This window comes from Pseudomonadota bacterium (assembly GCA_039815145.1).
Taxonomy (GTDB): Bacteria; Pseudomonadota; Gammaproteobacteria; order Steroidobacterales; family JBCBZW01; genus JBCBZW01.
In genome coordinates this window covers 59,358-80,783 of record JBCBZW010000005.1, presented here as the reverse complement: position 1 = coordinate 80,783, position 21,426 = coordinate 59,358, and the positions used below count along the sequence as shown (strand labels likewise).

Annotated in this window: 13 protein-coding genes; 7 read left to right on the top strand and 6 right to left on the bottom strand. The window is 65.3% G+C overall.

From position 1 onward, the window contains the following. Positions 1–12 precede the first annotated feature (12 nt). From AAF184_03005 to AAF184_02995, 3 genes are all read left to right on the top strand, one after another. Positions 13–2,094 carry a CRTAC1 family protein gene (locus AAF184_03005; protein ID MEO0421277.1) on the top strand — a complete coding sequence of 694 codons (2,082 nt, stop codon included), beginning with the start codon at positions 13–15 and terminating at the stop codon, positions 2,092–2,094. 123 nt (positions 2,095–2,217) lie between these two features. After that, positions 2,218–4,530, top strand: coding sequence for a CRTAC1 family protein (locus AAF184_03000; GenBank protein MEO0421276.1), 2,313 nt, complete (start codon positions 2,218–2,220; stop codon positions 4,528–4,530). A gap of 124 nt (positions 4,531–4,654) precedes the next feature. Then, positions 4,655–5,548, top strand: coding sequence for an acyl-CoA desaturase (locus AAF184_02995; GenBank protein MEO0421275.1), 894 nt, complete (start codon positions 4,655–4,657; stop codon positions 5,546–5,548). 24 nt (positions 5,549–5,572) lie between these two features. Here AAF184_02995 and AAF184_02990 read toward each other — a convergent pair whose 3' ends face one another. Together AAF184_02990 and AAF184_02985 are read right to left on the bottom strand one after the other, a co-directional pair. Further along, the gene (locus AAF184_02990) at positions 5,573–5,944 is read right to left on the bottom strand and encodes a response regulator (GenBank protein ID MEO0421274.1); all 372 of its coding nucleotides are present in this window, start codon (positions 5,942–5,944) and stop codon (positions 5,573–5,575) included. Positions 5,945–5,954: 10 nt separating this feature from the next. Then, positions 5,955–7,193, bottom strand: a complete 1,239-nt coding sequence (locus AAF184_02985; protein ID MEO0421273.1) for a HAMP domain-containing sensor histidine kinase — start codon at positions 7,191–7,193, stop codon at positions 5,955–5,957. A 98-nt stretch (positions 7,194–7,291) separates the two neighbouring features. Between AAF184_02985 and AAF184_02980 the strand changes: the two genes are divergently transcribed. The 3 genes from AAF184_02980 (at position 7,292) to AAF184_02970 (ending at position 13,065) form a co-directional block, all read left to right on the top strand. Continuing rightward, positions 7,292–9,274: an ATP-binding protein gene (locus tag AAF184_02980; protein ID MEO0421272.1), complete on the top strand. Its 1,983-nt coding sequence runs from the start codon at positions 7,292–7,294 to the stop codon at positions 9,272–9,274. A gap of 94 nt (positions 9,275–9,368) precedes the next feature. Beyond that, positions 9,369–9,752, top strand: a complete 384-nt coding sequence (locus AAF184_02975; protein ID MEO0421271.1) for a response regulator — start codon at positions 9,369–9,371, stop codon at positions 9,750–9,752. Positions 9,753–9,756: 4 nt separating this feature from the next. Continuing rightward, the gene (locus AAF184_02970; GenBank protein ID MEO0421270.1) at positions 9,757–13,065 is read left to right on the top strand and encodes a chemotaxis protein CheB; all 3,309 of its coding nucleotides are present in this window, start codon (positions 9,757–9,759) and stop codon (positions 13,063–13,065) included. 18 nt (positions 13,066–13,083) lie between these two features. On the opposite strand, the gene AAF184_02965 is transcribed toward AAF184_02970, so the two are convergent. The 4 genes from AAF184_02965 to AAF184_02950 all read right to left on the bottom strand — a co-directional run bounded on the left by AAF184_02965 (position 13,084) and on the right by AAF184_02950 (position 19,392). Continuing rightward, the gene (locus AAF184_02965) at positions 13,084–14,892 is read right to left on the bottom strand and encodes an EAL domain-containing protein (GenBank protein MEO0421269.1); all 1,809 of its coding nucleotides are present in this window, start codon (positions 14,890–14,892) and stop codon (positions 13,084–13,086) included. A 341-nt stretch (positions 14,893–15,233) separates the two neighbouring features. After that, positions 15,234–16,457, bottom strand: a complete 1,224-nt coding sequence (locus tag AAF184_02960) for a cation:proton antiporter (GenBank protein ID MEO0421268.1) — start codon at positions 16,455–16,457, stop codon at positions 15,234–15,236. A 38-nt stretch (positions 16,458–16,495) separates the two neighbouring features. Next, positions 16,496–18,613 carry a diguanylate cyclase gene (locus AAF184_02955; GenBank protein MEO0421267.1) on the bottom strand — a complete coding sequence of 706 codons (2,118 nt, stop codon included), beginning with the start codon at positions 18,611–18,613 and terminating at the stop codon, positions 16,496–16,498. A 194-nt stretch (positions 18,614–18,807) separates the two neighbouring features. Continuing rightward, positions 18,808–19,392 (bottom strand): hypothetical protein, encoded by a 585-nt coding sequence (locus AAF184_02950; GenBank protein ID MEO0421266.1) that lies wholly within the window; start codon positions 19,390–19,392, stop codon positions 18,808–18,810. Between the two features lie 172 nt (positions 19,393–19,564). Between AAF184_02950 and AAF184_02945 the strand changes: the two genes are divergently transcribed. Next, the gene (locus tag AAF184_02945; protein MEO0421265.1) at positions 19,565–21,364 is read left to right on the top strand and encodes an ABC transporter transmembrane domain-containing protein; all 1,800 of its coding nucleotides are present in this window, start codon (positions 19,565–19,567) and stop codon (positions 21,362–21,364) included. The last annotated feature ends 62 nt before the right edge of the window (positions 21,365–21,426 follow it).

The window sequence follows — 21,426 nt, the reverse complement described above, 5'->3', positions numbered from 1 at the left end:
ACGGAGTTCACGATGAACAAGAACGGACATGGAATCCTCGTCGCGGCGGTCGCGAGCGCAGTCTGGCTGACGCCAGGGCTTGCTGCCGCCCAGGCCTTCACCAACATCACCGCCTCGTCGGGCGTTGAAGTCGAAACCCTCGTCACCGCGCCGATCAGCATGGAAATGCCCATCGGCGTGGGCGCAGGCTGGATCGACGTCGACAACGACGGCGACGACGACCTCTACCTGGCTCTGAACGGCTGCAACAGCATGTGGCTGAACAACGGCTCGGGCCAGTTCGCGCCCGTGCCGGACGCCGCCGGCGCTGCCGCCTGCGACATCCTGAGTCACGGCGTCTCCAGCGCGGACTACGACAACGACGGCGACCAGGACATCCACGTCGCCAACTTCGGTCAGAACCGCCTGTTCAAGAACCTGCTGATCGAGACCGGTACGCTCTCCTTCGAGGACGTCACCGACACCGCTGGCCTCAGCGACATCGACGGCGCGGGCACGGTCGACATCTACAACACGGCCAGCACCGTCTGGGGCGACTACGACAACGACGGCTACCTCGACCTCTACGCGGGCAACCACGTGGCGGGTGTCGGTATCCCGCCGAATCCGGGCGATGAGACGGAGATCGATCCGGGCCCCGGCCCCCAGTGCTTCAACGACTACCTCTGGCACAACAACGGCGACGGCACCTTCACCAACGTCGCGGGCGCGACGGGCATCGATCGTGGTGTCTCCGAGCGTGCCGGGTGTGAGCTGGCAGCCACCTGGTCCGACTACGACAACGATGGCGACATCGACCTCATGGTCGTGAACGACTTCGGTGCCGTACGCACGGCGCCGAACCGCCTGTTCCGCAACGATGGCGCGGACGGCAACGGCGGGTGGATCTTCACCGACGTCAGCGCCCCCTCGGGCTTCGACTACGCACAGGCCGGCATGGGCATCGCCATCGGCGACTACAACCGTGACGGTTTCTTCGACTACTACATGTCGGACGTGGGCGAGAACGAGTTCGGTGTAGCCAACGGTGACGGCACCTTCACCGAGAAGGCCGGTGACCTCAATATCCAGTCGGCGGACGTCGGTATCTACCGCGGCCTCGGCATGGTGAGCTGGGGCAACGCCTTCTTCGACTTCGACGGTGACAGCTGGGAAGACTTGCTGGTCTGTAACGGTGGTGTGCCGCCCTTCGCCGAGACCGGCAAGTGGCAGGACTTCTTCGAGGACGGCGATGTCTGCCTGCCTAGCACCGATCCTAGCTGCAACGCGGATCCTGAGACCGGCACCGGCCACATCCACCTGAACCCCTGCTACTTCTACCGCAACCGCGGCGTCAACTTCGGCGACGCAGCGTTCCTGGAAGTGCACGAGCCGGCGGGCATGAGCAGCACCGGTTACTACCGCAGTGTGGCCATCTCCGACATCGACGATGACGGTGACGTGGACGCCTACCTCGGCAACCTGCACGGCTACAACGCTCTCTACCGCAACAACTACATGAACGCCAACGGCAACAACTGGCTGAAGGTGAAGACCGTAGGCACGCTCGGCAACCGCGACGGCATCGGCTCGCGCGTGGAAGCCAAGGCGGGCGGTGTGACCTTGATGCGCGAAATCTCGGGCGGTGCGAGCTTCATGTCCACGCACTCCATGAAGGCCCACTTCGGTCTGGCCGGCGCTAACTTCGTCGACCTCACCGTGCGTTTCCCGAGTGGCGTGACGCAGGAGCAGCTGTTCCTCGACACCAACCAGACCGTCACCGTGACCGAGCCGCAGATGACGGCGACGTTCCCGGCGGACACTCGCCTGGTGACCGAGGGTGGGGTTGTGGCCTACAACGTTGCGATCACCAACCACAGCGATGAGGAGCTCACCCGCGAGCTCTGGTTCGTGGAGGTGACCCCGGATGCGGAAACCCTCGTGGGTAGCACCCGCTCCGTTACGTTGCCTGCCGGCGCCAGCATCAACGTGTTGGTGCGTCTGTCCGACGCTGCGGCGCCGGGCCTGACGCGTTACGGTGCCCGTCTCGGGGTGAACAGCTCCGTGACCCACCGTGACCACACGCGGGTGTTTGCGCAAGCGCCTGCCAACTAATCGGCGCTAACGCCGTCGCGAAAAGGCCCGGGACGCCTGTGTCCCGGGCCTTTTTCGTTACCGCCCCGAGGATTTCGGGGCTACACTGATTCCACGCAGGCAACACTACGGACGGAGCCTCTCGTGATAACAAGAAACCGAAGATCGCTCGCTATCCTCGCCACCGCTTCACTCGCGGGCGCTCTCGCGGCACCCGCCATCGCCCAGGTCTCGGATCCCACGCTGGTGGATATCGCCCTGGAGCTCGGCTTCCAGGACCGCCTGACCCACGGCCGCGGGCAGATCGCCGCGGACTTCGATGGCGATGGCTGGACGGACTTCTACATCAACAACACCTCGCGCGCGGACCTCGGCAACGATGAGAGCTTCATCATCTTCAACCGCGGTCCCGACGGTAACGGCGGCTTCATCTTCGAGCGCGGCCAAACGCTGGTGCAAGGTATCGCCACCTTCGGCAACGCCGCGGCCGACTACGACAACGACGGTGATCCGGACATCTTCCTCGCCGTAGGTGGACAGGAGACGGTCGGTCTCGACTACCTGTTCGAGAACGACGGCAACGGCAACTTCACCGACGTCTCCGAGGCCGCCGGCATTCGCGGCCCTAAGGACGCCGGTGGCGACTGGGTGCCGACCGCATCCCTGTCTGGCCACTGGGCGGACTACGATCGCGACGGTGATTCCGACCTGTTCGTGTTCTCCAAGGTGGTGCGCGACACCCTGCTCGAGCTGCCCGACGGCCTCGGCTACCGCGACTCCCTGTTCCGCAACAACGGCGATGGCACCTTCACCGATGTGTCGCAGGAGGCGAACATCGTCGGCGGCATCTCCACCAAGACCGGCGCCTGGGGTGACTACGACAACGATGGCTGGATCGACGTCTTCATCCCCGAGGAGGCCTACCGCCAGCTAGGCACGGAAGACAACTACCGCCTCATGCGCAACATGGGCGATGGCACCTTCCAGGAGATGCCCCTCGATGAGGACGCGCTCGGCGTTGGTGATCGCACCTGGGCCAGCGCTAACGCGGACTTCAACAACGACGGCCTGTTGGACATCTTCGTCTTCGCCCACTCGCGCCAGGGCAACACCAGCAAGCACGTGCTCCTGCTGAACCGGGGCAACTGGCAGTTCATCAACGCCACGGACGCGGCGGGCTTTGATCTACCGGCCAAAGTGATGGGCTGTCAGATCGGCGATCTGAACAACGATGGCTACGAGGACATCATCACCGCCAACGGCGGGCCCACGGGCGGCGAAGCGGATCGCCTCTACATGAACGAGTTCGCCGAGGCGGGCACGGTGCGCTTCCGCCTGGCCTCCTCGCTCTTCGATTACCCGGCGGTTGATGATCCGCAGTGCGTAGCGCCGACAGCGCCGACGCCGGAATTGGGGGCTGAGGGTGCCTTTGTCGCTAGTGATGACATGAGTGCTGCTGATCCCAGCGATCCAGGCGCCATGCCCGCCGAGGCCTATACGCGGGCCGGCGGCGACGCCTGCGATGCGGAATTCCCTTATCGCGGTCACGCCATCACTTTCACAGACTTCGATAAGGACGGAGATGTGGACCTGCCGATGATCAAGGGCGGTACGGAGATCATTCAGCCGCTGATCGAGAGCGGCGAGCCGAACCGGTTCTTCCGCAACGATGGCGGCAACGCCCTCGGGTGGTTGTTCGTGGAGTTGCACGGCGTGGTGAGCAGCGAGGATGCGATCGGTGCCCGCGTCGAGGTCACCACGCAGACCGCCGATGGTGGCGTGCGCAAGATCGTGCGCGTGATGCGAGGCGGCAGATGCTTCTCCGCCAGCGGCCCGCGTGAGCTGCACTTCGGCCTCGGCACGGACACGGCGGTGACCAGCCTGCGCGTGGACTGGCCGAGCGGCGTGCGCTCGATCCACACCGGGATCGGTGTTAACGAGCGTATTCGTATCGACGAGCCCGTGCAGGGATTCTCGGACTTCAACGAGGGCCTCGGCGGTTGGACGCCCGTGTCCGGTGATTGGCAGCTGATCGATCAGCAGTACCGCCAGCTCGACACCAATGGCCGGCACCTGTCGGTGACGGGGGGAGATCGGGCCAACTACACCCTGTCCGCCAAGGTGACCTATTTAGGGGGTGGACAGAAGCTCGGCCTGGCTGGGCGGGTGAGCGCGGATGGCAACACCTACTACACCGCCATCCTCGCCGGCGCCTCGGCGCGCCTGTTCAAGGTGGAGAACGGGGTGCTCACGGCGCTTGGGCCGCAGCTTCCGATCGACCCCATGACGCCGAACAAGTCTTACGTCGTAGGTCTGCGATTCCAAGGGAGTAGGATCCAGATGACGGTGAATGGCCGCTCGACCACCCCGTTTACCGACACCTCCATCGCGAGCGGTCGGTTCGGGTTGGCGACGGATGGGACCAGCGCCGCCTTCGACAACGTGACGGTGTACTGAGGAATCGGTCACCGAAAGGGCCTGCGGGAACGCGCTAGCCTTCCCGCAGGCAGCAATACCAACAATAAGACAATAAATAACAACAATACGGCTACCACTTCACTGGACTAGGGAAACGACAACCATGGAGATTGCACTGCAAGTCGCCTTGTTTATGGTGGTCTCGGTGCTCCTGAGCCTGGGCAACACGCTCGGGTACCACCGACTGCTGACACACCGGGCGTTCAAGACCCATCCTGCGATCCGCAATACGCTAACGCTGTTCTCAGCCTTGCACTCGGGATCGCCGGTCCTCTGGGTAGGGTTGCATCGGATCCACCACGCCTTCTCGGACGAGAAGGGCGATCCGCACAGCACCAACGATGGGTTCTGGTTTGCCCATTCGGGATGGTTGTTCCACACCAAGAACAAGTGGGCGAGTATCGCCCTGGCCCTGTCGGGCTTTGCCTTGCAGCTGCGCTATCTGCTGAACGACATTCAGCGCCTGCAGGGCAAGCTATCGCCCGAGTGGCAGAAGATGTGTCGGCGCGACCTCATGAAGGAACCCTTCATGCGCCTTCTCGACACGCCTTTGGTGATCCCCGCGCTGTTCGCGTTGCAGGTGACGGCTGCCTGGCTGATCGCCGGTTGGTGGGGCATCGCCTGGCTGTGGGCCATGCACGTCGTGCAGAACAACACGAGTTGGGTGATCAACTCCATCTGCCACTGGGACAGCTTCGGCGTCGCCGATCCGAAGTCCAAGGACCGTTCGCGAGACGTGGCGGCCCTGGGGCTCATCACCAACGGTGATTCCTTCCACAACAGTCACCACCTCTACCCGGCGAGTGCCAAGCATGCGATCCACGGCGGGGCGGATCTCTCCTGGGGGGTGGTGTGTGTGCTCGCACGTCTGGGGCTGGCAACGGACATCAAGTTGCCGAAGAACTACCCCTACCCTGAGTGGATGGAGCCGGGTCGTCACTACCAGGTGTTGACGCCGCCAGCAGCACCCGCCCAATCGACGGAGCAGGCCGCCTAGCGTCCTGCCCCGCGCTTCCGCGCCCTAGTGCGCGGAGGCGCTTGCGCCCGGGATCATCTCCTCGACCCGCTGCAGGAGATCGACGGCGGTGAACGGCTTGTACATGAAGCCGGCGCCGCTGCGTCGCACCCGCGCCCGCAGCTCCGGGTCCTTGTTCGCGGTGATGAACACCACCTTCGGATTGCCGAACTCGGCGATCCGGTCCGCCACCATGAAACCGTCCCCGGCAGGCACGCTGATGTCGAGCAGGGCCAGCGTCGGGCCGTGCTGACGGGCCAGGGTGGTGGCCTGGGCGGCGTCGAAGGCGCGATGCACCGTGTAGCCAGCGTGCTGCAGGCGCAGGGCCAGGGCTTTGTTCAGCTCCCGGCTGTCTTCGAGGATCAGGATCGTGCTCATCGTGCTCTCCTTACGTGTTGGGTTTGGCGGCGGGCAGCAGGAAGAAGAAGGTGGAGCCCTGTCCCACCTGGCTGCGCACTTCCAGTTCACTACCGTGCAAGCGCACGATTTCGCTGCTGATGGCGAGGCCCAGGCCGAGGCCGTCCGTGAGGGCGGCGGGGTCGTCCGTGGTGGCGGTGGCGGTGGCCTGGTACAGGCGGTCGAAGATCCGTTGTTGCTGGGCTGGGTCGATGCCACAGCCCGTATCCGAGACCGTGAACTCGATCCACCTCGCGTTGTGGGGATCGCGCTTGGCGCTCACCTTCACCACGCCCTCAGCAGCCGTGAACTTGAGGGCATTACCGATCAGGTTCGCTAGCACCTGACGTAGGCGCACAGGGTCGGCGTCCACCCTCAGGTCATCGCCCTCGTCGATCGCCAGGGATAGGGTCAGCTCCCGTTCTCGGGCCGCCCCTTCGTGGGCGCGCATCACATCGCGCAGGAAGGGGTAGACCCGAAGCGATTCACGTTGGATGCCGAGCTTGCCCGTCTGCATGCGAGCGGCGTCGAGGAGATCGTCGAGGAGGGCGGTGATCTGATCGCAGCCCTCCGTTGCCAGGCGCAGTAGATCGGTCTGCTCCTCGGTCACCGCGCCGGCCAGGCCATCGCCCACGAGCGATACGAACTCGCGCGTTGCAGCCAGCGGCGTGCGCAGTTCGTGGCAGACGTTTTGGTAGAAACGTCGCACCTCTTCGTTGCGCAGGGTGAGGTCGCGGTTGCGCTCGGCCAAGGCCTGCGTTTTGTCCGAGAGACTCACGCGCAGGACCATCTTCTCCGAAGCATTGATGATCGAGCGCCGCAGAGCGGCTTCGGTCAGCTGGTCCTTGGCCAGGTAATCGAGGGCGCCTGAGCGCATCGCTGAAGCGGCCACATCCACGCTGCCCTGGCCCGTGAGCATGATGAAGGCGGTGCTAGAGTGAGGCCAGCGGCGGTAGAAGCGCTCGAGTAGGTCCAGCCCGTTTCCGGGCGGTAGGCGGTAGTCCACCAGCGCGCAGTCGAAGTGGCGCGTCTCGAGCAGCTTCAGGCCCGCCTCGGCGGTCGCAGCCTCGTGCACGTCACACTGGAAGTCCTCCGCGTTGCGCAGGCAGCGCCGGATCATCGCCCGGTCCACGCGGTCATCGTCGATCACGATCACCTGCAAGCGGTGCTGCACCTGCATCGGGGCGGGCTTGGCGGTGGGCAGGGGGATCACGGTGGCGGGTTGCGTCATGGCATTCCTGCGAGGCAGCCTTTACGGTGAACTTAATCGGCAAATCGGGCGGGTACCTGATGGGGTCGGGTGCGGGTTTGCCAACGGTGTCACAGGGCTTGAGAGAGACAGGGGCGATTTCACCCGAGCTAGCGGCAGCGCTCGAGGCACGCGGTGCGTCCGTGTTGGAGATGTGTCGCGAGGCACTGCCCAGCGAGAGCGTGGTCTTCGTCGAGGTGGATGAGACCGTCAACCGCTTGACGGTACTGCAGGCGGTAGGCGTCACCGAGGCGCTCGACGATCACGCCCGGGCCAAGCTCGCCGAGCTCGTCTGTGCCTTAGGTGGTGGGGAAGCAGCCGCGGCCCAATCGACGCTCGAGATCGAGCCAACCCCTGCCGATGCTATGCCCGCCGGGCAGGCGCGAACGAGGCGGTTGCCCTGCTTGGCCGCCGCCGTGACCCTACCGGGGGCGAAGCACCCGAGTGCGCTGTGTTTTCTTCAGAATGACGCCCGCGAGTTCGATGCCCGCGAAGCGCGCCTGGCGCGGCGCTTGGCGGACCAGTTGACCCAGAGCTTGGCCGACTTCGCAGAGCTGTTTGCCCTGCGCGAGGAGGCGGTGCTCTTTCGGTTGTCGGAAGCGGCGGCGCGGATCGGTCACTGGACGCTGGATCTCGCCCACCAAACCCTGCACTGGTCCGATGAGATCTACCGCATCCACGGGGTCACGCCTGCGCAGTACGTGCCCGAGCTCACCTCGGCGATCGGGTTCTACCATCCGCAGGACATTCCCCTGGTGACGGCCAAGCTCGATGGCGTCGTCTCCACCGGGCAACCCGATGAGTTTCGCCTGCGCATCCTCACCCCCAGCGGGGAGCTGCGCCACGTCCACGCCACCCTGCGCGCCCAGGCGGATGTGCAACCCCCCGTCGACGTGGTGTTCGGCACCTTCAGCGACATCAGCGAGCAGGTGGCCGCGAGTCGCGAGCTGGAGTTGCAGTCCGAGCAACTGCAGCGGGTATTCAACACGGTGCCCGTGCGTCTTTGGATCAAGGACGCGCACAATCGCATCCTGTCCCTCAATCCTGCGGCGGCGGCGTTCTCGGGGATCACCCTCGACCAGCACGACTCGGGGGTGGCGGTGAGCGAGCTGTTCCCGGACTCAGCTGCCTCCCACCACGCGGCCGATCTCGCTGCCCTGCGCGACGGTCCTCGCCTCGGTCGTATCGAGCACTACCGCAAGGCCGATGGGACGAGCGGTTGGGTGCGTACGGACCGTGTGCCCTACGCGGACCCGCAGAGCGGCGAGCCGCGGATCCTGCTGTCCTCCATCGACGTCACCCTGGAGAAGCGCTACGAGGACGAGCTTCAGGCTCGCACGGAGGAGCTGCGGCGCGTGAATCAGGAACTGGAGGATTTCGTCTACGCTGCCTCCCACGATCTGCGTTCACCCCTTCGCGCGATCGCCCATCTCTCGGCATGGCTTGAGGAAGACCTCGGATCTGGCCTCCAGGAGGAGTCGCGAGAACATCTGACCCTCATGCGCGCGCGCGTGCGCCGTCTCGACCAGCTCCTGTCGGATCTGTTGGCCTACTCGCGTGCCGGGCGCACGCGGGCGAGGCTCGGAGAGGTCGATCTGCGCGAGATCGTCCACAACACCTTCGACCTGCTCGGCTTGCAGGGGCGTTTCACGCTCGAGACCTCGGGGCTGGACTTGCGCCTACGAACGGCGGTAGCGCCGCTCGAGCAGGCCCTGCGCAACCTGATCGACAATGCGGCCAAGCACCACGATCGGGAGCAGGGCCTGATCCGTGTGAGTGCGTCGCGCCGAGTAGGATTGATCGAGTTCGCCGTTGCCGACGACGGCCCGGGGATTGCGCAGGAGCATCATCAGCGGGTCTTCCGCGCCTTTCAGACCCTCCAATCGCGCGACGAGGTGGAGTCCAGCGGGATGGGACTCGCCATCCTGAAGAAGTTGGTCGAGTACGCCGGCGGCACCATCTCCCTCGATTCCAATCCCGCGTCAGGCTCGCGCGGTGCCACTTTTCGCTTCACGTGGCCGCTTCATTGGCCGTACTCGGGCGGCCATCCGCAGGCTGAGTAACCTCACCAGGGTAGACACCCTAGGGCGCGGATGTTGCATAAGGTCCACTTGGGGGTGAGAATCAAGTGCTTAAGGCATAGGTGAGGCAAGTGGCGTGCGCGTCTGGCTCGTGGACGACTCAGAGGCGGATCTGTACCTGATGCGCAGATCGGTGAGCCGCGCTTGCCCTACGGCGCAGATCAGCACCTTCAGCACCGTCGCCGAGGCTATCTCCAAGTGGCGTGAGCAGCCTCCCGATTGCTTGTTCTTGGACATCAATCTGGGCGTCGAGTCAGGCTTCGAGTTAGTTGACGCGATCGACGATGCACCGGAGCGCGCGCCGACAGTGAACATCGCCATCTCGGGCGTCGCACTCCCCGCCGATAGCAAAGAACGACTGCGCACGGCACGTGTGCCGTGGCAGGTGCGCGTGAAGCCGCTGCGTGAGGAACACGTTGCGACCGTCCTGGAGCAGGCAGGCTTTCTTCCTCAGGGGTAGTGGAATGGGCGACGACGAGACGGAATTGGAGACGGGATTGACGGCTGGAGAGAGCGAGCAGCCCGTCGCCTTCGGCACCAAGGAGCTGCCCACCCACGTGGTGGGGGTCGGCGCCTCCGCCGGTGGCCTCAACGCCTTGGAACGCCTATTCAGTTGCTTAGGCGACAACACGGGCATGGCCTTCGTGGTGATTCAGCACCTGTCCGCTGATTTCACCAGCATGATGCCGCAGATCCTCTCGCGCTTGACGCAGATGCCGATCAAGTCCGTCAGCGACACGGTGGAGATCGAGCGAGACACGGTGTATCTGCTCGTGCCGGGCAAGGAGATGATCGTCACCAACCGGAAGCTTCTGGCCACGGACCGGACCGCGGGCCTGAACCTCTCCATCGACGTGTTCTTCCGCTCGCTGGCGGAGGATCTCGGTGCCCGTGCGGTGGCCGTGGTGTTGTCCGGTACGGGCAGTGACGGCGCCGCGGGGCTGTTGGAAGTGCACCGAGCCGGCGGGCTCACGGTCGCCCAGACCCTGCGCTCGGCGGAGTTCGACGGGATGCCGAAGAGCGCCGTGGCCACCGGCAAGGTCGATATGGTGCTCGATCCGGAGCATATCCCAGCGGCCCTGACCGGCCATGCGAAGCGACTCAAGCTCAAGATCGCCGCCAGCGATCTGCCCGAGATTCAGCCGAGCGTGTTCGACACGGTGTTCGAGCAGCTGCAGATGCGCTTCGCGGTGAACTTCGCACACTACAAGCCGAACACGATCATCCGCCGCGTCGAGCGCCGGATGGCCTTGCGCCAGTCGAGCTCACTCACCGAATACGCACGCTTGCTCGCCTCGGAACCGGACGAGCTCGAGACCCTCTACCACGACCTGCTCATCGGCGTGACTCGGTTCTTCCGCGACACGGAGACCTGGAATTACATCGAGCGCGAGATCCTTCCCCCCATCGTCTCGGGCGGGCAACGCGAGGTGCGTGTGTGGAGTTCCGGGTGCGCAACAGGGGAGGAAGCCTACACGCTCGCCATCCTGTTGCACGAGGCGTGCGCTAAGCTCGATTCGCCACCGGACGTGAAGATCTTCGCCACCGATGTGCACCAACGCAGCCTCGATAGGGCGAGCTTTGGCGTGTACCCGGAGCGCTCCCTCGAGGGTCTCAGCCAAGAGCGTATCGACACGTGCTTCACCCGCCAGGCGGACGACTACGTGATCGCACCTCACCTGCGGCGCATGGTGGTGTTTGCGCGCCAGGACGTCACCATCGATCCTCCGTTCACCAAGTTAGATCTCGTGGTGTGCCGCAACCTGCTCATCTACTTGACGGTGGAGGCACAGCGCAAGGCGCTCAGCCTGTTCCACTTCGCCCTGAAGCGCGACGGGGTGATGCTGCTCGGCAGTAGCGAGGGCCTGGCGGAACTCGTGGATGACTTCAACGTGATCGATGCGCGGCGCAACGTGTTCCGCAAGGGCAGTGATCGCCATCTCGTGAGCCGTTTCCGCTTGCCCTCGGCGCAGCCGATGCTGCGCGAGACCAATGTCGCGCCCACAGGCCTGCCCACGCCAAGCCGCACTACGGGTGGTCGGCCGGTGAACCTGGTGCGTGCCTACGACGCGCTTATGGATGCCTACGTGCCGCCCGGGCTGCTGGTCACGGTCTCCGGCGAGGTCGCCCACACCTTCGGCGAAGCCTCTCGCTTCATGCGCCCGCCAAGCGGGGCGGTTACCCTCTACGCGTCTGAACTGGTGTTACCCGAGCTGCGCTTGCCGGTCATCTCGGCCTTGGCGCGCATGCAGAAGACCGACGAGTTAGTACGCTACGCCGGCATCCGCGTGGATGTTCCAACGGAAGGCCCTCAGGTGGTGCGCCTGACGGTGCGCCCGATGAAGCAGGTGCGCGCCTCCGAGTACGCCCTCATCACCTTCGAGCAGCCTGAAGCTGCGGGTAATGCGCTCGCCAAAGCGGAGGAGGAAGTGGCCGAGGAGATGGTCCTCACACCCTCGTCCCTGCAGGACGAACTGCAGAATACGCGCGAGCAGCTGCAGGCCACGGTGGAGGAGCTGGAGACCAGCAACGAGGAACTCCAGGCTACCAACGAGGAACTGATCGCCTCCAACGAGGAGCTGCAGAGCACGAACGAAGAGCTGCATTCGGTCAATGAGGAACTGAGCACGCTCAACCAGGAGCACGAGGGCAAAATCGTCGAGCTCGAGCGGGTTACCGAGGAGTCGGACAACCTTCTGCGCAGCATGGACATCTCCTCCGTATTCGTGGATTCGAAGCTGCGGATTCGCAAGTTCTCGCCTCACGCGGCTGATCAGTTTGGCCTGATGAAGCACGACATCAATCGCCAGATCACCCACTTCCGTTCACTCCTCGCGGACGAGCAGGTGTTGCGCGATCTCGCGGCTGTCAGCGCCACCGGCGAGCGTGTCGAGCGCGAGTTGCGCGATGCAACGGGGCGCTACTTTCTTATGCGCGCGTCGCCGTATCTGAAGACCAACGGTGAGCAGGACGGGGCGGTCCTGAGCTTCGTCGATGTGGAGCGGATCAAGCGAGGCAGTCAGCGCCTGAGCCGCGCCTTCACCGAACTGCAGGTGTTCACCTACGCCGTCTCGCACGACCTGGTGGGACCGTCACAGCGCGCCATGGAGTTCATGCGCATCGCGCGCGAGCGTGCTGATGAGGTGGGGGCGGACTCGCAGATCCTGGAGCACATCAACCAAGCCGATGAACAGGTGAACCTGGTGGTGAGCCAGGTGCAGGACCTGCTGACGCTGTCACGGGTGGAGACGGAAGGCGAAGCGTTGACGCCCGTGGCCCTGACGCAGACCACGCAGTCTGCGCTGAAAGACCTCGAGGATCAGGTGCAACAGGCTGGTGCCGAGGTGCTGATCACCGAGATGCCGAACGTACTGGCGGATGCGAAGCAGTTGCGCGTCGTGCTGTTCCACCTGCTTCTCAACGCCCTCGAGCATGGCGGCAGTGGCCGTGGCGAGGGTGCACTGCGCATCGAGGTGAGCGCCACTGAGATCAACGGCCGCGTCGTCGCCGAAGTGATGGATAACGGCGTCGGTATCGACGAGGCCTTGCGTCTGCGCGTCTTCGAGATGTTCTTCCGTGGCAAGGTGCCGCAGGGGGCGCCCCCGGGGGGTGTCGACGGCACCTCGAGCGCGGGTCGGGGCGTAGGCCTTGCGATCGTCAAGCGGGTGATCGATCGCCACGGCGGCGACGTGTGGGTGGAGTCGGAGCCCGGTAACTACACGCGCTTCAAGTTCTCGCTCAAACCTGCACCCATTTTGCCGCCGAGCGCCTAGGCGCTCGCTGGCCCACCCTCAGGCGGCGATCGCCGGGTGCGTGCGCGGAATGGAGAAGTAAAAGCCCTGGAACACGTCGCAGCCCGCATTCACCATCACCTTGAGTTGCTCTGAACTCTCCACGCCTTCGGCCACTACCTCTAGGCCGATTTCGCGCGCCAGGGAGACGATGGCCGTAGCGATGCGTCGATCCTCGTCCGACTCTTCGATCGCCCCCGTGAAGCTGCGATCCACCTTCAGGCGGGTGATGGGCAGGTTGCGCAGGCGGGTGAAGGACGAGTAGCCGGTGCCGAAGTCGTCGAGGGCGATGGAGACGCCGAGCTCCGTGAGTGCCGCCAAGGTGCGCTCGAGCTGGTGCTCGCTGAGCTCCATCGCCGACTCAGTGATTTCGAGTTCCAGGGCCGAGGCGGGGTGCCCCGTCTCTTCGAGAATGGCGCGCACGGACTCCGCGTAGCCGGCGCTCGCCAGCTCTCGCGGCGACACGTTCACCGCCATCCGCAGGTAGCGACCATGCTGGTCGGCCAGCAGCTTGTTGCGCAGGCATGACTCGCGCAGCACCCAGGAACCCAGTTCACGGATAAAGCCGGATTGCTCGGCGATCGGGATAAAGTGGTTGGGTGAGACGATGCCGTTGGTGGGGTGATGCCAGCGCACGAGGGCCTCGTGGGCGACCACCTCGCCGTCAGCGTTCACCTGAGGCTGGAAACGCAGGCGGAACTCGTTGCGTTCCAGGGCGACGTGCAGATCGCGCTCGAGATCGCTCAGGTGATCGGTGTGCTCCTGCGGATCGTGCAGATGGATCTGGTTGCCTCCGCGTTTCTTCGCGGCGTACATAGCTTGGTCCGCACGCTTCATCAGGTCGCGGTAGGAGCGCACGCTGCCGTTGAACATGCAGACACCGATGCTCGCCGCCGGCCGTACGCGATGACCCTCCAGGGAGACCGGTTGGTTGATCTCGGCCAGGATTTTGCGCGCCACGTTCTCGGCGTTCTCACTGTTGACGACGTCGGAGAGGATCACGGTGAACTCGTCGCCGCCCATGCGCGCGACCGTGTCATTGCTGCGTACGGTGCGCTTCAGGCAGCCGGATACGTGTTGCAGCAAGCTGTCGCCGACGTCGTGGCCGAGGGAGTCGTTGATCACCTTGAAGCGATCGACATCCATGAAGAGCATGGCGCTCACCGTATGGTGGCGAGCGGCATCCTGCATCGCGAGGTTCAGGCGGTCCACGAACAGGGAGCGGTTGGGCAGTCCCGTAAGCGTGTCGTGGTTGGCGAGGACGGCGAGCTCATCATGGGCATGGCGCAAGCGGGACTCCGCTTGCTTCAGGGCCGAGATGTCGATGATGGCCGAGTGGATAGCCCCCTGACCGACCTCGCCGAGGGCGATGGGCACGGAGCGCAGCAGCACGGGCACGCTCGTCTCATCGCTGGTACGCAAGCGCAGTTCCACTTCACATTCGCCGCTGCGGTCCGCCTGCTCGAGGTGGCGGGCCAGGGCGCCGCGGTATTCGCTATCGGCGAGGCGCACGGTGGCCATGCCCATGATCTGATGCGAGCGCAGACCCAGCATGGAGATGGCGCGTTGATTCGCGTTGACGATGATGCCGCTGGCGTTGGTCGTGATGTAGGCCACTGGCGAGGCGTCGAGCAGGTAGTGGTATTGCTCGGTGAGGGCGATCAGCTCATCACGTGCGCGGCAGACCTCCGCGTAGTCGCTGCGCAGATCGGGCGGCGGCGTGGACGCCTCAGGGTGGCTGAGGAGGGAGGCGTGAGTGTCGGAGGTCACGGGGTAGTTCGCGATGGTATCGACTTCGGAAGCTGACATTCTTCTGTTCTTACCTGGCTGCTCGCATACGCTTTTTGAAACGCCGTCCGTGTTCGCACTTGGTATGGATTTCCCTCCCACCACACGAGGCCAGATGTTATGTAGGGCGTGAGGGCTGATGGCGTGAAGCGGATCACAATTCCCGCGAGGTGTCACAAGCGTTTGCCTGTTCGGAAAAAACGTCGCCCTCATCACGCCGCTACACGTCGCGAAAAACCGAATGTTGCGAGCTCACCATCGGGAGATAACCCTACGTGGCGCCGTCGAGCGTTCGTTGACTCGTCAGGTGTTTCGCGAAAGGACGGAGGCTTCAGACCCATCGTCGATAGGTGCGCACCCTGCTATGCGGTTGATCCATCCGCCACGGCATCGCCGTAAGCCCGTGCCGCGGGGCCGGCGCTGATCCCGTGGCCGAAAATGCTGAGGGCCACCGCACTGATCACCGTGACGTAGATGATCTCCTCTCCGGGTAGGGTCATCTCCTCGAGGATCAACAACACGAACAGCACCGAGGCGAGGCCCCTTGGCCCGAACCAGCCGAGGAAGAGGACGGTGCTGGTCGAGAGGCCTGTGCCCAGGGTGGCGATGCCGACCGGTACGATCCGAACCACCGTTAGCGCTAGGACGGCCATGAGCACCACGGCGACGCTCAGGGCGCCCGCCCCCTCTGCAAGCATGGTGCTCCCGAAGGCGCCGAAGGTGAGCAGGGTCAGGATCTGTCCCTCGCCCTCGGCGAATTCGTAGAGGAAACGGCAGCGAAACTTGAGCGAGTTGCCGAAGCAGATGCCGGCGACGAACGCGGCGATAAAACCGTTCCCGCCGATCGATTCGGCAAAAGCGAAGGCGCCGAAGGCGAGGCCCAAGGCGATCATGCCCTCGGCGGTCTCGCTCATCCACTGATGCCGGTGCGATAAGGCCACCAGCCAACCCCCTGCGGCACCTACAGCGAGGCCAGCGATGGGTCCGAGGACGATCTGCTTCGCCGTAAACAGGGCGAAGCCCGCCTGGGCGGTCTCGGCGTGGGACCCGTGACCGTGCATCGTGCTGGCAAGGCCCGCGAAGACCAACACCAGCGGTAGCGCGATCCCGTCGTTCAGACCGCTCTCCACACTCAAGGCCTGGCGTACGCGCAGAGGCACCCGCTTGTCGCTGACCACCGCCTGCCCCAAGGCGGCATCCGTGGGGGCGAGGATCGCCGCCAGCAGCGCGGCCTCGAACCACTGCAAGGGCAGCACGAACCGGGCTGCGATCGTACCTAGCAATATCGTAAGTGGCATGCCGATCAGCAGCAGGCGTAGGGGCAGGGTCAACGACCGGCGTAGCTCGCGCAGGTTGATCGATGCCGCGTCGGAGAAGAGCACAAGAATGAGTGTCACTTCCGCCAGCAAGTGAATGGCGCCATGGGTGACGGGCATGTCGATGAGCCCGAGGGCGGCGGGGCCGATGGCGAAACCGAGCAGGGTGAAGAGCATCGGCCCGGTCAGGCTCGATCCTTCGATGCGGCGGGAAATCAGTCCGACGGCTGCCAGCGCGAGCATGACAACGAGCAGGGCGGTGTGACTCAAGGGATGCGACGCGAACGAATGCGCCGGAGCTGCCGACGTCAGGGCTGGCGATGATCACCCGCCGCCTGCGACGTTAGCACAGCGACCTGGCCACCGCTCAGCGCCTCCAGGAGCGGCATCGCGGCAGTGATGGCGTCGCCCCGGATGAAGTCGATCGGCAACGCCTTCAACGTCTCGATCGTCGACGAATCATCCACCCGTGAGGCGATCGATGATATGCCCAGGGCGCGGCTCATCTCGGCGATCGCTCGCACGCTACACCGGTAGAGAGGTTCGCTTCCGAGGCCCTGAATGAGCCGCTCTTCTATGTGTAGGAAGTCCACGGGCAAGTCGCGCAGGGGAGTCGGGTCGCCGATCGCATCGACCACCTGACCGAGTGCGAAGCGACAGCCGCGATCACCGAGGGCTTCGATGAAGCGCATAGTGCCCTCGTGGTCGGCTCGCGCCGCGTGCTCAGAGATCTCGAAGCACACCTGATTCGCCCGCACCTTGGGCTCGGCCAGCAACGCATGGGCGACGTCCAACAGCATCTGGTCATCGAGCTGGCTCGCCGTCAGGCGCAGGTAAAGCAAGTGGATGCCCGAGAACTCGATCGTGGGGCTTTGGAGGGCCTGGCGCAGCTGATCGAGTTGCCGACGATCGGTGGCCGCCGATCCGTGCGTCAGGTGGCCTTGCGTGTCCGTAGACGCACGTGACTCCACGAAGAGGTGAATTCCCTCGACGGTGGCGTCCATCGGGTGCAGCAGCGTTGCGCAGAGCTCGCGCTCGGGATCTGGTGCTGCCCAAGCATCGGCTGCCTCAGCAGCCTGTGGCCAAGCGTCGCGGTGAACCTGTACTTGGTTGCGCCCAGCTCGCTTCGCCGCGTAGCACGCATCGTCGGCGTGGCGCAGGGCGGTGGCAACGTCCGTCACGCTATTGCGGGCGATAGGTACCAGGCCGATACTCGCGCCGACGGAGAACGCGTTGTTGCCGCAGCGGAAACGGAACTCCCTCACGCTCTCGCGCAGGCGATCACTCAGGGCTAGCGCTTGCGGTGGCGTGCACGCTTCCAGGAGTACGCCGAACTCATCGCCGCCGAGGCGGGCCACCACATCACCGCGGCGCAGCTCGCCCTGCAGGCGGATGCTGAGCTGTCGCAGCAGGGCGTCGCCCGCCGCGTGCCCAGCGCTGTCGTTGACCTGCTTGAAGCGATCGAGGTCGATGTACAGCAGGGCGTGCTCGGCGGCACTCGCGTGGGCGGAAGCGATCGCCTCACGTAGGCGTCGCTCGAACTCGTAGCGATTGAAGAGGCCCGTCAGGGCGTCGTGGCGGGCCTGGAAGTTGATGCGCTGCTGCAGCTGGCGCTGCGCCGTGACGTCGTGAAACACCAGCACAGCGCCGGTGACGCGCCCGGCGGGATCGCACATCGGCGTCACCGTCTCCTCCACGATGAGCCGCCCGCCCCGGTGGTTGGCGAGCACGATCGCCGCGTTTCGCGTCACCCCCTCGGTGCCATGGCTGCGCACGTGCTGGCCAGGGGGAACATCTGTGCCCAGGGGCTTGGCGCGTTCCAGGCGGCGATAGATCTCGGCGGCGGGCTGCCCTACGGCATCCTCCAAGGAGACCCCGAGCAGGCGTTGCCCGGCGGGGTTCAGGTAGCGCACGCGGTCGTGGACGTCGGTGGAGAGCACGCCCTCACCGATACTGTTCAAGGTGGTGGTGAGCTGCTCGTTGACCCCCTGCAGTTCCTGGCGTGCACGCCGGGTGGCGGTGACGTCGAAGATCACGGCCACCGTGAGCATCCGGTTCTGGGCGTCCGGCGCCCGACGGGCGCTGAGCTCTCCGTCGAAGGTGCCACCCGCACGGCTCACGAAACGGTAGCGCACGTCATCCACCCGCCCGCTCTTCAGGAAGCGTGGACGCACGTGTTCATCGGCCTTGCGTCGCGAGCTCGGCGTCATGAATTCGCCGATGGAGCGCCCTTCGGCCTCCTCGCGGCGGCAGCCGAAGACCTCCAGCCAATGCTCGGTCACGCTCAGCAGCGTTCCGCTGTCATCGAGCAGCGCCATGATGACTGGTGCGTGGTGGTATAGGTGCTGGTGCAGTGAGGAGGCGAGGTCCGTTAGCGGTGGCGTGCGCTCACCATCGTCGCGATACCGGGCTGGGGGTTGCGACACGACCTAAGGCTCCAGGTAGAGGGCGCGCGGCCTTCCGCGGGATACGGTGCTTACAGATTGTCTGAACTGTAGGCGCACGGGCGGCGATTCTCCAGCGCCCTCTGGGCCAAAGGCGCCGTGAGCGGCAAAACTCTGTGCGTACAAGTTGATGCGCGCTCGCAGGCGCGGTGTCCGCGCGCACCGGTCCCGTGGGCTCAGGGCGTCGGTGCTGTCCGGGCGCGATCGGATCGCTCCGCTTGCGTCGATGAGAGCACCAGGATCCCGGCCTCGTAGCGTTCGTAGGCGATCGGCAGACCCGGCATAGCATCGGCAAAGGTGAGCACGAGGCGGACGCTGTCCTGGTCGACCTGGTAGCGCCAGGCCGCGAGCTCGCCGAAGGGCGTCTCGGCGGTGACGCGCGAGCGTTCGGTCTGCGCCGACGGGAAGCAGGCGTGGTCGCGGAGCTGGTCCCAGCTGGCATCGACGTTGGTGTCGGGCATCCGGTTCCGGAACTCCTCCTCGAGGGTGGATTCACGCATGGATACGCCCTCCGCACCGGCCTGCTCCACGACCATGCGGCGGCTGAAGGTGCCCGCGATGGGCGACTCCACCCGCATCACCACCTCCAGGCCCGCCACCATGGCGCGGCGAAGCTGAGCGACGGAGTAGGGCGGTTCGAGGTAGTCGACGGTGGCGTCGCGTGTATCGCAGGGCTCTGCAGCGGCCAGGGCTGGTGCCAAGGTGGTGGCGGCGGCCACCAGGGCCACTCGCAGGGCTGTTCCACGGCTGGCGTTATTCAATCGGACTTGCCTCCTGCAACGAACTCATCTCGGCGCTCATCCATCATCGGGGCGCGCCCTTCTTTGCGCCAAGCGAATATTGCCGCGATCGACCCAGCCAAGTGAAGCCACGCCGCGCGCCCTGTGGCACCGTGCGCTCGGGCTTTGAACCGAACCGCCCGAGGATGACTGAATGTCCGAGACCACCGAGACCGCGTCACGTCAGCGCCCGCGCCCGCTGGGGGCCCTGCGCGCACTGGTGCCCTTCGTCCTGCCCTATCGGCTGACGCTGCTGGCGGCATTCGGTGCGTTGATCGCGGCGTCGGCAGCCCTCCTGTCGTTGCCGCGCGCGGTACGCCACCTGGTGGATTCCGGCTTCGCCCAGGCCACCAGTGACAGCATCAACGGGCTGTTCCTCGGTGCCTTCGCCGTCGCCGCGGCCTACGGTGTCTTCGCCGCCCTTCGCTACTACTTGGTGATTCGCCTCGGCGAACGGGTGGTGGCCGATGTGCGCAAGGCAGTCTTCGACAAGGTGATTCGCCTCGACCCGGTGTTCTTCGAGAGCACTCGCGTCGGCGAGGTGCAGTCGCGCCTGACGAGCGATACCACCTTGATCGAGTCGGTCTCCGGGGCCGGTATATCGATCGTGCTTCGATCCACCCTCAATCTGGTGGCCGGGCTTACCTTGCTCGCGCTCACCAGCTTGCGCCTGGCGGGCTTGACCCTGCTCCTGTTCCCGGCCGTGCTGATTCCCCTCATGGTGCTCGGGCGTCGCGTGCGGTCGCGTTCTCGGGAGACTCAGGACCGCGTGGCGGACACGAGTGCGCTGGCCGGCGAGTCGCTGAACGCGATTCAGACGGTACAGGCCTTCACCCTCGAGTCCCTCCTCGGCGGGCGCTACAGCGAGGCGGTCGAGGCGGGCTACCGCGCAGCCCTGGGGCGCATTCGGGTGCGTGCACTGTTGATGATGTCGGTGGTGCTGGTGGTGTTCGGGGCGATCATCGCCGTGCTGTGGATCGGGGCACGCGACGTCCTGGACGGTACGATGAGCGCTGGCGAGCTGGGGCAGTTCCTGCTCTACGCCATGATCGTGGCGGGCTCGGCGGCCGCACTCTCCGAAACCTGGGGTGAGGTGCAGCGTGCAGCCGGGGCCATGGAGCGGCTGAGCGAGTTGCTGGCGGCTACGCCTCAGGTGGTCGCGCCACCTATGGGTTCCCTTAGTCTGCCTCCCGAGGCTCAAGGGCGCCTGCGCTTCGATGCGGTGAGCTTCAGCTATCCGTCACGACCGCAGCAACGCGCCTTGAGCGAATTCTCCCTCGCCGTCGATGCGGGCGAGCACGTGGCCTTCGTCGGTGCCTCGGGGGCGGGCAAGAGCACCACCTTCCAGCTCCTGCTGCGCTTCTACGATCCAACCTCCGGTCGCGTGCTGGTCGATGGCACGGACATCGTGAAGGTGAGTCCTTCGGCGGTGCGCGAGCGCTTCGGTCTGGTGCCCCAGGACACGGTGGTCTTCGGCACCAGCGCCCTCGAGAACATCCGCCTGGGGCGCCCGTCGGCGAGCGACGCCGAGGTGCGAGCCGCGGCCGAGGCGGCGGCGGCGGACAGCTTCATCCGCGAGTTGCCCGAAGGTTATGACACCTACCTCGGCGAGCGCGGCACCCGCCTCTCGGGCGGCCAGCGCCAGCGCATCGCCATCGCCCGAGCCCTGCTGCGCGATCCCCCCATTCTGCTCCTGGACGAGGCGACCAGTGCCCTGGATGCGCACAGCGAGCGCTTGGTCCAGGACGCCTTCACCCACCTGATGACCGAGCGCACCACGCTGGTCATCGCCCATCGCCTGGCCACCGTACTGCGCTGCGACCGAATCGTTTTCATGGCGCACGGACAGATCGTGGACATCGGCACCCACGCCCAGCTGGTGGCCCGCAACGAGGGCTACGCGCGCCTGGCCGCCCTGCAGTTCGCCGATGCTCAGGCAGCCGCCATCGACTGAGCGCTCATCGGCACCGCCATCGCACAGCAGCAAGACCCCGGGTATACTCGGCGCCGCACAAA